The 14,426-nt window shown below is 68.1% G+C and carries 11 protein-coding genes; 3 read left to right on the forward strand and 8 right to left on the reverse strand.

Going from position 1 to position 14,426, the window contains the following annotated elements; all coding sequences use genetic code 11:
* Positions 1 to 3: 3 nt before the first annotated feature.
* The gene (gene mraY, locus IEW24_RS22900) at positions 4 to 1,089 is read left to right on the forward strand and encodes a phospho-N-acetylmuramoyl-pentapeptide-transferase (protein ID WP_188583042.1); all 1,086 of its coding nucleotides are present in this window, start codon (positions 4 to 6) and stop codon (positions 1,087 to 1,089) included.
* 6 nt (positions 1,090 to 1,095) lie between these two features.
* Here the strand turns inward: mraY and IEW24_RS22905 are convergent, their stop codons facing one another.
* Positions 1,096 to 1,509, reverse strand: a complete 414-nt coding sequence (locus IEW24_RS22905; protein WP_188583044.1) for an AprI/Inh family metalloprotease inhibitor — start codon at positions 1,507 to 1,509, stop codon at positions 1,096 to 1,098.
* 148 nt (positions 1,510 to 1,657) lie between these two features.
* Here IEW24_RS22905 and IEW24_RS22910 point away from each other — a divergent pair, with 148 nt between their 5' ends.
* Positions 1,658 to 2,836: an amidase gene (locus IEW24_RS22910; RefSeq protein ID WP_188583046.1), complete on the forward strand. Its 1,179-nt coding sequence runs from the start codon at positions 1,658 to 1,660 to the stop codon at positions 2,834 to 2,836.
* Between the two features lie 46 nt (positions 2,837 to 2,882).
* Here IEW24_RS22910 and IEW24_RS22915 read toward each other — a convergent pair whose 3' ends face one another.
* The 5 genes from IEW24_RS22915 to IEW24_RS22935 are packed head-to-tail and all read right to left on the reverse strand — an operon-like array spanning position 2,883 to position 7,594.
* Entirely contained in the window at positions 2,883 to 3,803 is a 921-nt protein-coding gene (locus tag IEW24_RS22915) for a polysaccharide deacetylase family protein (protein WP_188583048.1), read from the reverse strand.
* On the reverse strand, positions 3,800 to 4,600 hold the full coding sequence (locus tag IEW24_RS22920) for an ABC transporter permease (RefSeq protein ID WP_188583050.1): 801 nt from the start codon (positions 4,598 to 4,600) through the stop codon (positions 3,800 to 3,802). The genes IEW24_RS22915 and IEW24_RS22920 overlap by 4 nt, the downstream gene beginning before the upstream one ends.
* The gene (locus IEW24_RS22925; protein ID WP_188583052.1) at positions 4,597 to 5,466 is read right to left on the reverse strand and encodes an ABC transporter permease; all 870 of its coding nucleotides are present in this window, start codon (positions 5,464 to 5,466) and stop codon (positions 4,597 to 4,599) included. Before IEW24_RS22925 ends, IEW24_RS22920 begins: the two co-directional genes overlap by 4 nt.
* Entirely contained in the window at positions 5,463 to 6,554 is a 1,092-nt protein-coding gene (locus IEW24_RS22930; RefSeq protein WP_188583054.1) for an ABC transporter ATP-binding protein, read from the reverse strand. The genes IEW24_RS22925 and IEW24_RS22930 overlap by 4 nt, the downstream gene beginning before the upstream one ends.
* Complete coding sequence (locus IEW24_RS22935) at positions 6,551 to 7,594, reverse strand: extracellular solute-binding protein (protein WP_188583056.1); 1,044 nt, start codon at positions 7,592 to 7,594, stop codon at positions 6,551 to 6,553. The genes IEW24_RS22930 and IEW24_RS22935 overlap by 4 nt, the downstream gene beginning before the upstream one ends.
* Before the next feature lie 228 nt (positions 7,595 to 7,822).
* Between IEW24_RS22935 and IEW24_RS22940 the strand changes: the two genes are divergently transcribed.
* Positions 7,823 to 8,539, forward strand: a complete 717-nt coding sequence (locus IEW24_RS22940; RefSeq protein WP_188583058.1) for a GntR family transcriptional regulator — start codon at positions 7,823 to 7,825, stop codon at positions 8,537 to 8,539.
* Positions 8,540 to 8,679: 140 nt separating this feature from the next.
* On the opposite strand, the gene IEW24_RS22945 is transcribed toward IEW24_RS22940, so the two are convergent.
* Positions 8,680 to 11,976 (reverse strand): hybrid sensor histidine kinase/response regulator, encoded by a 3,297-nt coding sequence (locus tag IEW24_RS22945; protein ID WP_188583061.1) that lies wholly within the window; start codon positions 11,974 to 11,976, stop codon positions 8,680 to 8,682.
* Positions 11,977 to 12,055: 79 nt separating this feature from the next.
* Positions 12,056 to 14,368, reverse strand: coding sequence for a putative bifunctional diguanylate cyclase/phosphodiesterase (locus IEW24_RS22950; protein WP_188583063.1), 2,313 nt, complete (start codon positions 14,366 to 14,368; stop codon positions 12,056 to 12,058).
* Between the last annotated feature and the right edge of the window lie 58 nt (positions 14,369 to 14,426).

Below are 14,426 nucleotides of genomic sequence, written 5' to 3' on the forward strand. Positions count from 1 at the left end.
CCGATGCTCCAGTGGCTCTCGCAGCTGCACGATACGTTCCCGGCCTTCAACGTCTTCCGCTACATCACCTTCCGCACCGGGGGCGCCGTCGTCACCGCCGTGCTGTTCGTGTTCCTGTTCGGGCCGGCCATCATCTCGACGCTGCGACTGAAGCAGGGCAAGGGCCAGCCGATCCGCGCCGACGGGCCGCAGTCGCACCTTCTGACCAAGAAGGGCACGCCCACCATGGGCGGGCTGATGATCTTCTCCGGCCTCATCGTCGCGACGCTGCTGTGGGCGAACCTGTCCAACCCCTATGTGTGGGTGGTGATCTTCGTCACCACCGGCTTCGGGCTGATCGGCTTCTATGACGACTATCTGAAGGTGACGCGCCAGAGCCATGCGGGCTTCTCCGGCAAGGCGCGCCTTATGATCGAGGCGCTGATCGCCGGCATCGCGGTCGTGGCCATCATCTCGGTGGGCCGCGCCGGTCTCTCCACCTCGGTGTCCTTCCCCTTCTTCAAGGGCCTGCTGCTGGACCTGTCCTGGTTCTTCGTGGTGTTCGGCGCCTTCGTCATCGTGGCGGCGGGCAATGCGGTGAACCTCACCGACGGCCTCGACGGCCTCGCCATCGTGCCCGTGATGATCGCCGCCGGCTCCTTCGGCGTGATCTCGTACCTGTCCGGCAACGTGGTGTTCGCGGACTATCTGCAGATCCACTATGTGGCTGGTGTGGGCGAACTGGCGGTGATCTGCGGCGCCATTATCGGCGCAGGCCTCGGCTTCCTGTGGTTCAACGCCCCCCCGGCGCAGATCTTCATGGGCGACACCGGCTCGCTGGCGCTGGGCGGCCTGCTCGGCACCATCGCGGTGGCCACCAAGCACGAGATCGTGCTGGCGGTGATCGGCGGCCTGTTCGTGCTGGAGGCGGTCTCGGTGATCGTGCAGGTGCTGTCGTTCCGGCTCACCGGCAAGCGCGTCTTCAGGATGGCGCCCATCCACCACCATTTCGAGCAGCTCGGCTGGACCGAGAGCCAGGTGGTGATCCGCTTCTGGATCGTCGCCGTGATGCTGGCCCTGCTCGGCCTCGCCACCCTGAAGCTGCGCTGAGATCCTTCAGCGCTTGCCCTGCTCGATGGTGAAGATGCCGTCGGTCTCCGGGTCGGCCACATAACGGTTGTCCGGGGTGAAGAAGCGGATGCGCGTCTTGCGCACCGCATCCACCAGCTGGATTTCCCAACCCTCCATCAGTCGCCAGGCGGCGATGTCGTCCATGACGGGGAACACCGCCTTGCACTTGGGGTCCACGGTGATCTGCATGCCGCCGATCATGGCCTCGCGCTTCAGCACCACACGGCACTGACGCTTGCCCTTCACGTCCTTGATGATCCAGGGGCCGAGAAAGTCCTTCACCTCTTTCGGGTCCAGCTCATCCAGATTGAGTGGCTGGGGGGACTGCGCCAGTGCAGGAGCGGCGAGAAGCTGCGCGGCGAGAAGCAGCAAGGCGGCGATCTGAAGCAGGTTGCGCATGGCATTTCCCCGGATGGTCGGGGCAGGATGCTACCCCAGCGCGTGCTCGGCGGGGAATGGACACGTACGCGAGGTTGTCAGCACGGCAGGATTGCGGCATTCGAAGCTATCTATCTTGCCACTCGTGCCTCGGAGCCGGGAGTTCCCCATGACCCGCCATGATCCGCTCAACGCTTATGTCGCCCATGGGGACGTGGAGCTCCAGCGCACCGCCGAGGGCCCGCTGGCGGACCGCACCTTCGCGCTGAAGGACTTTTTCGATCTCGCGGGCGTGCCCACCGGCGCGGGCAGCCCGCACTGGCTGGCCAGCCACGAGACGCCCACCGTCAGCACCCCCTGCGTGGACCTGCTGCTGGATGCCGGTGCCTATCTCAAGGGCAAGACCCATACCGACGAGATGGCCTGGAGCCTCAACGGCGAGAACCATCATTACGGCACGCCGGTGAACCCGGCCGCGCCGGGCCGCATTCCCGGCGGCTCCTCCTCCGGCTCGGCCGCCGTGGTGGCGGGGCGCGACGTGGATTTCGCCATCGGCTCCGACACCGGCGGCTCGGTGCGCCTGCCGGCCAGCTATTGCGGCATCATCGGCATCCGCACCACCCATGGCCGCATCCCGATCACCGGTGCGGTGCCGCTGGCGCCGAGCTATGACACGCTGGGCTGGTTCGCCCGTGATGCGGAGCTGTTCGCGCAGATCGGCGAGGTGCTGCTGGGGCCGCCGCCGCGCGGCCAGCTGCCCCGCCGCCTGATCTATGCCGAGGATCTGTTCTCGGCCGCCGGCCGGGAGGTGGGCGAGGCGCTGCACGAGGGGCTCGACCGCCTGTCCTCCTTCTATGCGCCTGCCGTCAAGGTGACGCTGGCGGCGGATGGCCTCGGCCCGTGGCGCAACGCCTTCCGGCTCATCCAGTCGGCGGAGGCCTGGGCGGCGCATGGCGAGTGGATCGCCAAGGTGCAGCCCGAATTCGGCCCCGGCGTGCGCGAGCGTTTCGCCGCCGCCGCCAAACTCGATCAGAACGAAGTGAACGCGGCGCTCGCCCTGCGCGAGGACATCCGCAAGCGCATGGACGATATTCTGGGTGACGACGGCCTGCTGGTTCTGCCCACCGGCCCCGGCATCGCGCCCCGGCTGGCGACGCCCGAGCCGGAGCTGGACGCCTTCCGCGCCCGCGCACTGGAGCTGCTGTGCCCGGCCGGCCATGCGGGCCTGCCGCAGATCTCGCTGCCGCTGGGCACGCTGGACGGCTGCCCCGTGGGCCTGTCCGTCATGGCCCCGCGTGGCCGGGACGAGGCGCTGCTGGAGCTGGCGAAGACGGTGATGGCGGACTGAGCGTCTGATCATTGAAAAAGGCGGAGCTTGGCTCCGCCTTTTTTGTTCAGGTGCGGGGAAACGTCGTTCGCCAGTGGCGGGCGATATCCGCGCGCGGCGCCACCCAGGCATGGCCCGAGCCGCAGATGTGCGCGAGGATGCGGTCCAGCGCGCCGATGCGGCCGGGGCGGCCGATCATGCGCAGGTGCAGGCCGATGGACAGCATCTTGGGGGCGCGCTCGCCCTCCCGCGCCAGCCAGTCGAACGCGTCGATCACATAATCGGCGAAGTCCGCGCCCCGGAAACGCTGGGTGTGCTGGAAGTGCATGTCGTTGGTGTCGAACGCATAGGGCAGCACCAGATGCGGGCGCCCGGCGACCTCCACATAATAGGGCAGGTCGTCATTATAGGCGTCGCTGTCATAGAGAAAGCCGCCGTCCTCCACGAGCAGGCGCCGGGTGTTGGCGGTCGAAGCCGAGCGGGTGTGCCAGCCCACGGGGCGCTGGCCGGTGGCGCGGGTGATGGCCTCCACCGTGCGGGCGATGCGCGCGCGCTCGGTGGCCTCGTCCAGCCCCGCGTGGCTCTCCCAGCGCCAGCCATGGGCGGACACTTCATGGCCGCGCGCCACCGCATCGCGGGCTAACTCCGGCGAGCGCTCCACGGCACGGCCGCAGGAGCTGACCGTTACCTTGGCGCCGTGGGCGTCCAGCAAATCCATGACGCGCCACCACGCGGCGCGGGTGCCATATTCGAAATGGCTCTCGATGCAGGGGTCCGGCCCTTCGAGGCGGTGGTCCACCTCATAGATGCCTTCGTTGACCGGATCGCCCTCGGAGACGGTGAACTCGGCGCCCTCCTCGAAATTCACCACGAAGGACACGGCGACCCGCGCCTTGCCCGGCCACTGCGGATCGGGCGGCGACCCGGCATAGCCCTTGAGGTCGCGCTCACGCGTGGGCGGGGTGGGCTTGAAGGGAATGGGGGTCATTGGCCGGTCCCCGCCATGCGGTGCAGGCCGACGAGGCGGTCGCTGGCGATCAGCAGAACAACAGTCGCCGCGAGGATGCAGGTGGAGAGCGCGGCGAGGGTGGGATCGGGGGCTTCTTCGATATATTGCAGCATCTTGATGGGCAGTGTCTTGGTCCTAACGTCGGTCAGGAAGATCGAGACCGGATAGTTGTCGAACGAGGCGAGGAAGGAGAACAGCCCCGCTGTGAGGAAGGAGGGGGCGAGCGCGGGCACCATCACCTTGAGGATGGCGCCGGGATAGGTGCAGCCCAGCGTGCGCGCCGCTTCCACCAGCGTGAAGTCGAAGCGCGACAGGCCGGCGATCATGGTGCGGGCCACATAGGGCAGCGTCACCACCAGATGCGCCAGCAGCAGCGCGCTCCAGGCGGCGTTGAAGCCGACCATGCGGAAATATTGCAGGAGCGCGATGCCGAGCACGAGGCCGGGCATCATGAGCGGCGACACAAGAAAGGTGCCGATGGCCTCCGCCCCCGGCAGGCGCCCCTGCGCGATGGCGATGGCCGCCAGCGTGCCCAGCACCAGCGCCAGAAGCGTGGAGAAAGCGGCGAGCTGGAGCGAGAGTGAGAGGGCGGGCCAGAAGCCATCCATCTGGCCGATGCGGGTGTACCAGCGCAGGGATGCGCCATCCACCGGCAGGTCGAACACCGGCGTCGGCGAGAAGGAGGCCGCCGCGATGACGATGAGCGGCGCCAGCAGGAACAGGGCGGCGCCGATGGCCATGGCCCAGGCGAAGAGAGTGGCGAGACGATTGATCATTTCGCCCCTCCCAGCTTGGCGAGGCGGGCGCTGACGGCCACCGTGGCGACCGCGATCACCAGGAGCACCACGCCGGCCGCTGCGCCGAAGGCAGGCTGGCGCGCCAGCAGATAGGCCTTGGCGATGGTGGTGGAGAGGGTGGGATAGCGCTCACCGATGAGCAGGGTCGGCACCACATAGGCCGAGACCGCCAGCGAGAAGACGAGGGCCACGCCCGCCACCACGCCGGGAATGGTGAGCGGCACCACCACGCGCACGAAGGCTTCCACCGGCGAGGCGCCGAGCGTCGCGGCTGCATCCGACAGGCGCGGATCGAGCTGGGCCACCACGGTGTAGACGGGCAGGATCATGAAGGGCAGGAATATGTTGACTGAGCCCACGATCAGCGCCGTCTCGGTGAAGATCATGCGGATGGGCTCGGCGGTAATGCCGACCGCCATCAGCAGCGTGTTCACGAGGCCGTCGCTGCGCAGCAGGATGGTCCAGGCGAAGGCTTTCACGATGACGCTGGCCGCCAGCGGCAGGAACAGGCAGGCCAGAAGGAAGCTGCGCACCGGGCCGCGCGCACGGGCCAAAGCGAAGGCGGCGGGATAGCCGATGAGAAGCGCGATGCCGGTGGTGTAGAGGGCGAGGCGCACCGAGTTCCAGATCACGCCGAGATAGAAGGAGGTGCCGAGCAGCTTGCCGTATTCGACGAAGGTGAGCCCTTCCGCGCCGGTGAGGCTGGCGGCCAGCAGCTTCGCCAGCGGCAGCGCGAACAGGAAGATCAGGATGAGCACGGCGGGGGCGGCGAGCGCCACCGCCACCAGCCGCTCGCGACTGGGCCGGGCCGGAGCCTTGGCGAGGGGGAGGGCGGCGTCCGTCATGCCGCCAGCTCCGGGGTGGACAGTTCGGGAGCCGGGAAGGCGAAGGTCTCGCGCACGGGCCAGCCGAGGCGGATCTCCGCGTCCGGTGCCAGATGGGCGGCTTCCTGTCCGGGCAGCTCGGCGAGCAGGGTCTCGCCGCCGGCCCCCACTTCCACGAGGCTGCGCGAGCCCTGGAAAACGATGGAGCGCACCCGGCCGTTCACCGCATTGCCCTCATCGCCCGTGGCGGGGCGCAGATGCTCCGGCCGGGTCGCGACGATGACGCGCGAGCCGGGGATGAAGCCGCCGGTGGCGACCAGCCGGCCCACGGGCGTGTCCACCTCAACGGTGCCGTTGTCTTCCGACACCACGGTGCCGGGGATGCGGGTGGAGAGGCCGACGAAATTCAGCGTGAACAGGCTCGCCGGGCGCTCATAGATGAGGCGTGGCTCAGCCAGCTGCTCGATGCGCCCGCCATTCATCACCGCGACGCGGTCGGACATGGTGAGCGCTTCGTCCTGATCGTGGGTGACGAAGATGGCGGTGGCGTCGATGTCGCGCAGCATGCGGCGCATCTCGCCCTGCATCTCCTCGCGCAGCTTGCGGTCGAGCGCCGAAAGTGCCTCGTCGAACAGCAGCACGTCCGGCTCCACGGCGAGCGCGCGGGCGAGCGCCACGCGCTGCTGCTGACCGCCCGAGAGCGCCGAGATGGGCCGCTCCGCCAGATGGCCGAGATGGACGAGGGCAAGCGCCTTCTCCACGGCGGCGCGCACCTCCGCCTTGGGGCGGCGGCGCACATTGAGGCCGAAGGCGACGTTGCCGGCCACCGAGAGGTGGGGAAACAGCGCGTAATTCTGGAACACTACGCCCACGTTGCGCTTGTGGGGCGGCACGCGGGTGACGTCGCGCCCGGCGATGGAAACGCTGCCCGTGTCGGGCAGCGCGAGGCCGGCGATGAGCCGGAGCAGGGTGGTCTTGCCGCAGCCGGACGGGCCGAGCAGCGTCACCAGTTCGCCCCGCCGGATGGACAGGTCCACCCGGTCGAGGACGGTGGTCGCGCCATAGCGCTTGGAGGCCTGGCGGACGACGAGGTGATCGCGTTCGCTCATGACATCTCCTTGATCCAGCGGTCAACCCAGCCCGCGCGCTCCTTGGCGACGAAGGCCCAGTCGGGGGCGAACAGCGAGGCGGCGCCGGGGAAGCCGGCGGGCGCGGCCACGGTGGCATTGGTGGGGGCGACGAAGGCCTTGGTGGCGAGCACGCTCTGCACCTCGGGGGAGAGGAAGGCGTTGATGACCGCATCGGCCACGTCGCCGGCAGGCGCGCCCTTCACCTTGGCGATGCCGGAGGGCATGGCGAAGCCGCCGTCCTTGGGCACGGAGAGGTCCACGGGGGAGCCGTCCGCCTTGCGGATGAGGGTGTAGGCGGAGAACTGGCCGCCGATCATCCACGCCTCGCCCTGCTCCAGCAGGTTAATGGCCTGCGGGGCGTTGGTGTAGACGTTGAGCAGGTTCGGCTTCAGGCTCTTCAGCTTCCTGAAGGCGGCGTCGATGTCGTACTGCGCTTCCTTGTAGGGCTTGCCGGTCTCGAGGTGCGCGGCGGCGAGCAGGGTCCAGAAGCCTTCGGTGTTCTGGAGCGAGGGCACGATCACCTTCTGCGCGTACTTCGGGTCCCACAGGGCGGTCCAGTCGGCCGGCGGGGTGGGCATGCGCTTGGTGGAATAGGCGATGCCGGCCCACGGCTTCTGGTAGTTCGCCCACAGGCCGTCGCGATGGATGGTGTCCGGCACCAGCTTGCCAAGGTTCGGCACGCCGGAGACCGACATGGGGGTGATCAGCCCCTCGGCGGCGGCCGGCAGCATCACCGGATCGTCCATGATGACCACCGACATCTTCGGGCTCGCCTTGTCCGCCTGCATCTTCTGCAGGTTGGTGAGCGAGTTGGTGCCCTCATAGAGGATGGAGACGTCGAGCATCTTCTGGATGAGGGGGAAGACGTCGGCGTTGAAATACTTCGCGGCGCCCGCCGGGCCGCCGATGACGATTTCCTTGGGCGCGGCGCGGACGATGGCCGGCATGGCCACGCTTCCCACCAGCGCACCGGCGCTGAGCTTCAGGATTGTGCGTCGGGACAGGATGGGATCAGGCATGGCTTCCTCGCGGACTGGCGCTGGCAATGACGGTACAGGTCTATGGGAACGGCTTTGCAAGGCATGGGCCAATTGTGCACATTTTCGGAAAACGTTGGCGGCGAAAGGCTTCGTGCTGTATCTGACGATGAGGGAGCGGGCGTATCAGGTGAATAATGTGCACATTAATTGGAATGAATGTGCACATTTTTGAAGCGATGCAAAAGCGGGTGTGAGCGAGGAGTGGGTGTGAGCGAGAAGCGGCAGCGCGGCGCCAAGGCGGATCCGGCGGCGGACGAGGCGGTCTATCAGGCCATCACCCGCGCCATCATGGACGGACGGCTGAAGGCGGGCACCAAGCTGGTGGAGCAGACGCTGGCGGAAGCCTTCGGCGTCTCGCGCGAGCGCATCCGCAAGGTGTTGCACCGCCTCGGCGCCGAGCGCCGCATCGAGATCGTGCCCAATCGCGGCTCCCGTGTGCCCTCGCCCAGTCCGCAGGAGATCCGTGCCGTCTATGAGGCGCACCGCGTGCTGGAGGCGGGCGTGCTGGTGCAGCTTGCCCACATCCTCACCGACGATATCCTCGCCCGCCTCGACGCCCATCTGCTGGAGGAAAAGGCCGCTGCCGCCCGTGGCGACCGTGCGGCATCGGTGCGGCTGTCGGGCGCCTTCCACATGCATCTGGTCGATGCGCTGGAGAATGAGGAGCTGTCCCGCTTCCTGCGCGATCTGCTCAGCCGCTCATCGGTGATGGTGTCGGTCTATGAGCCGGCGGCGGATTCCGCCTGCGCGGTGGACGAGCACGGCGCGATCGTGGAGGCACTGCGCGCCCGCGACGTGGCGCAGGCGATCCATCTGTCGCGGCACCATTTCCAGCATGTGGAGCAGCGCCTGCGGCTCGACCGTCCGCAAGGCCCGGCCCCGGACCTGCGCGCCCTGTTCAGTCCGGAGGCGCTGGCGGACTGATCGGACGCTCACACTTCTGATCAACCGGACCTTGGAGGCGCAGACCTTCTTCATTCGTCATCCCCGGATCAAGTCCGGGCATGACGATGCTTTGCTGCATCGGCGTCCGGTGCAAATGCGCCCTGCACCTTTTGCAAAACTCAGACCCGGCTCTCGCCACCCGCCAGCATGTCGTCCACCATCCGGGCGAGGGCATCGGTGGTGTAGGGCTTGCCTATGGTCTGCACCTCGGCGCCGAGATCCGTGCCCTGCGCCTCGTTGCGGCCGGTGGCGAACAGGATCGGCAGGGAGGCATTGTTCGCCCGTGCCGCCCGCGCCAGCGCGACGCCGGACATGTCCGGCAGGCCCACGTCGGTGAGCAGAAGATCAATGCGATGCTTGGCCATGATGTCGAGGGCGGTGGCGCCGTCCGCCGCCTCCAGCACCTCGTGGCCGAGCTCTTCCAGCAGGTCGAGCGTGCTGCTGCGCACCAGCCAGTCATCCTCCACCAGAAGGATGGTATGGCCGGTGGCGACCGCCGGCACTGCAACTGATGACACCGGCACCGGCGCGGGGGCGTGCGGTGCCGGAGCTTGTTCCGCCGGGAGCGGTGCGGCGGGGGAGAGGCGAGGGCCTGAGGCCGGGGCGCGGTCCAGCACTTGCCGCAGGCGCCGGGCCAGCGCCTCGCGGGTGTAGGGCTTGCTGAGCAGCTCCACACCATCATCCAGCCGCCCGGAATGGACGATGGAATTCTCCGCATAGCCGGAGGTGAACAGGATCTGCAGGTCCGGCAGGCGCTCGCGGGCCTTGCGGGCCAGTTCCGTGCTCTTCAGCGGCCCCGGCATCACCACGTCGGTGAACAGCAGGTCGATGGGCATGCCGCTCTCGATGATGGTGAGCGCGCTTTCCGCATCGCGCGCCTTGAGCACCCGGTATCCGAGGTCCGCCAGCAGTCCCACCACCGTCTCGCGCACGGCGTCGTCATCCTCGGCCACGAGAATGGTCTCGCTGCCGCCGGAGATGGGGCTCGCCTCCACGTCCACCAGCACGTCCTCGGCCTGCGTGGAACGCGGCAGATAGAGACGCACGGTGGTGCCCTGTCCGGGCTGGCTGTGGATCTTGATGTGCCCGCCGGATTGCTTGACGAAGCCATAGACCATGGAGAGGCCGAGGCCGGTGCCCTTGCCCTCCGGCTTGGTGGTGAAGAAGGGTTCGAACACCTTCTCCAGCGTCGCCGCATCCATGCCGCATCCGGTGTCGGTGACGGCGAGCAGCACATATTGGCCGGGCAACACGTCCGCGTGGCGGGCAGCATAGGCGGCGTCGAGATGGGCGTTGCTGAGCGCCATGGTCAGCCGCCCGCGCGCGTCCATGGCATCGCGGGCGTTGATGGCGAGGTTGAGCAGCGCATTCTCCACATTGCCGGGGTCGATGAGCGTGTTCCACAGGCCGTCGGCCACCAGCGTTTCCACTTCCACCGCCTCGCCCAGCGCGCGGTGCAGCAGGTCGTCCATATTGGTGATGAAGCGGCCGAGATTGACCACCTTGGGCACGAGCGGCTGGCGGCGGCCGAAGGCGAGGAGCTGGGACGCGAGCCGCGCCCCGCGCGACACGCCGGTCATGGCGGAAAGGATGCGCTGCTCGGCGCGCGGATCGCCGGCCATGTCGCGGGCGAGCAGTTGCAGATTGCCGCTGATCACCTGCAGCAGATTGTTGAAATCGTGCGCCACGCCGCCGGTGAGGTTGCCCAGCGCTTCCATTTTCTGGCTCTGGCGCAGGGCATCCTCCGCATGGGCCAGTTCGGCGGTACGTGCCTCGATGCGCGCCTCCAGCGAGGCGGCGAGGTCGGCGAGGGCCGCTTCCGCCTGCTTCTGGTCCTCGATGTCGGTGTTGCTGCCCACCCAGCGCGACACGTTGCCCATGGCATCGAGCACCGGCACGGCGCGGCTGATGTGCCAGCGATAGACGCCGTCATAGCGCTTCAGCCGGAGTTCGGCTTCATAAGGCGCGCTGTCCTGCCGGGATTTCACCCAGCCGAGCATGGCCGGCCCGTAGTCGTCGGGATGCACGATCACAGTCCAGGCGGTGCGGTCCAGCGTGCCGTAGGGGCGGCCGCAATAGGCGTAGGTGCGGTCGTTGAACCAGTCGAGCGTGCCGTCGGGTGTGGCGGTCCACACATGGTCCGGCATGGATTGCGCCAGCAGGCGGAAGCGGTTCTCGCTCAGTTGCAGCGCCTGCTCGGCGGTCTTGCGGGGCGTGATGTCGAGGAACAGCACGGCGATGCGATCGGTGCCGATGGCCCGCGCCCGGCTCTCGAACCAGCGGTTGAGGCTCGGGATATGGATCTCGAACTGCGTCGGCTCGGGCGAGGCGAGGGCCTCCGCATAGCGGGCGATCAGCGCCTCCGGCAGATCGCGGATCACCGCGCGGGCGGTGCGGCCGCGGGCGTGCGCGGCCGGGATGCCGGTCTGCTTCTCGAAGGCGGGATTGACCTCGATGAACAGGAGATCCTGCAAGGCCCCTTCGAAGTCGCGCACAGCCTCGCCGACCACGAAGCCTTCCTGCATCTGCTCGAACAGGCTGCGCCAGCGCGCCTCGCTCTCGCGCAGGTCGTCCTCCACGCGGCGGCGGTCGGTGATGTCCATGGCGATGCCGACGAAGCGGCGGGCGCCCAGCTCCGGGCTGGAGATCGCCTCGCCGCGGCGGGCGATCCAGCGGGTTTCGCCGGTGGCCGGGTCGATGCGCCGGTATTCGGCATATTCCAGCGGGTTTGGCTGGTCGAGCCGGGCCTTGGCTGTATTCGGCCGGTCCTGCGGATGCAGCAGGCCGAGCAGCAGGCTGTCGGTCACGTCCACGTCGGCGGGCAGGCGCCAGATGCGCCGGTATTCGGGCGAGACGTCCATGCGGCCCGTGTCGGGAAACCATTCGAATATGCCGACCCCGCCCGCTTCCTGCGCAATGCGCAGGCGCTGTTCGGCGTGGTGGCGCTCGGTGGTCTCCACAACGATGGCGAACACGCCGGCGGGCCGGCCGGCCTCATCCAGCACCGGGCTGTAGTCGAGGTTCATCCAGACGTCTTCCGGCACGCCGTGCCGGTTGAGGATCAGATGCTGGTCCTTGTAGGACAGCGTCTCGCCCCGCAGCACCGCATCCAGCACATGCCCGTTGAAGGCGGCCACTTCCGGCCAGCCCTCCAGCACCCTGGAGCCGAGCAGGCGCGGATGCCGATGGCCGGCGAACGCCGCATAGGCATCGTTGTAGAGCATCACCCCGTCCGCGTTCCACAGCATGACGATGGGGACGTTGCAGCGCAAAAGCAGCGAGACGGCCGTCTTCAGGCAGGACGGCCAGCCGGATATGGCCCCGAGCGAAGTGGCGCTCCAGTCGAAGCGCGCGATCAACGCTCCGGTTTCGCCCCCTCCGGCGAGGAAGGCATGCGGGGTTTCAGCGTCGGGCATCGACTTCCATGTTGGCGCGGCCGCGCGCAGGCGCACAAGGGCTATAGCACGGCCGGACCGGATTTGGATGAACAGGCCGTCAGGTGGACGCCTTGAGGTCGCGCAGGCGCACGGCAGCCACGGCCTCGCTTTCCCGCACGATGAGATCGCGTGCGTGCGCGGCGGGCATGGGGCGGGCGTAGAGGAAGCCCTGCACCACCTCGCAGCCCTTTCCGGCGAGGAAGCGGGCCTGCCCCATGGTTTCCACGCCCTCGGCCACCACCTGCATGCCGAGCGTATGGCCCAGTTCCAGAACCGAATTGACGATGGCCGCGTCGAACGTGTCGCTCTCGATGTCCTCGACGAAGCTCTGGTCGATCTTGATGGTGTCGATGGGCAGCTGCTTCAGATGGGTGAGGGCGGCGTAGCCGGTGCCGAAATCATCCAGCGCGATGCGGATGCCGGCGTCGTAGAACTGGCGCAGGATGGGGGCCACATGCTCCACCCGGCGGCCGAGGAACACCGTCTCCGTCACCTCCACCTCGAACAGCTCGGGGGCCACCTTCGCCTCCGCGAAGCGGGCCAGCAGGTGGTTCCCGAGGTCGAGATGGGTGAACTGTGCCGGGGAGAGGTTCAGCGCCATGCGGCCGAAATCCAGCCCGGCGCCGTGCCAGTTGCGCACATCGGCGCTCACCTGCCGCACCATGGAATCGCCGATCAGCACCGCCAGGTCCGGATCCTGGAAGGCCTGGTCGAAGGCGCCGGGGGCGAGAAATGCCTGCGGCCCCTGCCGCCAGCGCATCAGCGCCTCGAACCCGACGATGCGTCCGGTGATGAGCGAGATCTTGGGCTGGTAGAAGGGAACGATGGCCTCCGCCGCCGCCGCATCGGTGAGGGCGCGATGGAGGGAGACGCGCTCCTTCATGGCCTGCCGCATGGCGGGGGAATAGACCACCGCGCGGTTGCGGCCCTGCTGCTTGGCGGCATAGAGGGCCAGGTCGGCGTCCTTCATGAGTTCGCCGGGGGGCTGGGTGCCGTCGGGCCGCATGGCGATGCCGACGCTGGCCTTGGTGAACAGCGGCCGGGTGCCGTGGAACATGGGGCGGCGGAAGTCGGCGACGATATCCTGTGCCAGCGCGTGGGCGCGCACCTGATCGACGCCGGTGAGCAGGACCACGAATTCATCGCCACCCAGCCGCGCGACGATCCAGCGGCCGGCCACGAGGGCGCCGAGGCGCTGGCCGCTCTCCCGCAGCAGGGCATCGCCCACGTCGTGCCCAAAGGTGTCGTTGACGTCCTTCAGGCTGTCGAGGTCCATCAGCAGCAGGCAGACGCTGCCGCCCGTGGCGCAGGCCTTTTCCAGTTCCTCCTGGAAGGCGGCGCGGTTGGGCAGGCCGGTGAGCACGTCGTGCAGCGCCGCGTGACGGGCCTTCTGCTCCGCCACCAGCCGGTCGGTGATGTCCACCACGCCGGAAATGACGCAGGCACGCCCGTCCAGATTGACGGCGGTGCCCTCCAGCAGGACGGTGCGCTCCTCCCCCTTGCCGAGACGGATGGTGGTTTCGAAGCCCGTGACCGTACCCTGCTTGCGGATCAGTTCGCGGAACTGCTGCCGCCCGTCCGGATGGACGTAGATCTGCCGGGTGGTGGTGATCTCGAACTCGTCCGGCGTGCCGCCGAAATAGCGCACGCCCGCATCGTTGTAGCGAATGATGGTCCCGGTCTCGAGATCGGAGATCAGAAGCGGGATGGGGGCTGCGAGGAAGGTCTTCTGCAGCAGGTCGCTGGAGCGCAGCGCGGCGGCGAGGGCCTCCCGCTCCGCCTGCCGGGCACTCCAGCTCAGCCGGCTGAGCCGGTTGTCGCGGATGACGATGACCACGAGGGCGGCGTTCATCACCGCTCCCCAGAGCAGCAGGACCAGCAGCCGATCGCGATCCGCATCGACGCTGGAATAGGCCAGCACCAGCATGAGGCTGCTGCCCAGGCCGTTGATGAACCGCCACCGGGTGGCAACGGGCATCACCAGATAATAGCTGACGGGCAGGAAGGCGCTGAGTGCCAGAGGGGCGCCGCTGATGCCGAGGACAAGCAGGGCCACGCAGGCCGCCAGCAGCCATTGCCACACCAGCAGCACGCGTTCGAAGGTCGCCACCTGCCGTACCCGGCCGACCACAAGGAAGGCGGCGATGGCAGAGACCACAATCAAGGCGCGCAGCCAGAAGACCCGCGGGTTCGCAACAGCACTCGACGACTGCTGGTCGAGCAGCATGAACAAAGCGGTGATGAGCACGCAGGCGACCAGGACCAGACGCACGTGCCGTTGCGCATCGCCGAAGCGATCCGCCCGGAATGCGGCTTCCGATCGCTCGTCGCGGAATTCACCCGTCAGCGGTCTCAACCGAGACTCGCCCATGCTTACCCTCACCACACGTCCCGCATGTCTACTCGCAGGACTTGTATAGCGCGAAATC

This window comes from Azorhizobium oxalatiphilum, assembly GCF_014635325.1.
GTDB lineage: Bacteria > Pseudomonadota > Alphaproteobacteria > Rhizobiales > Xanthobacteraceae > Azorhizobium > Azorhizobium oxalatiphilum.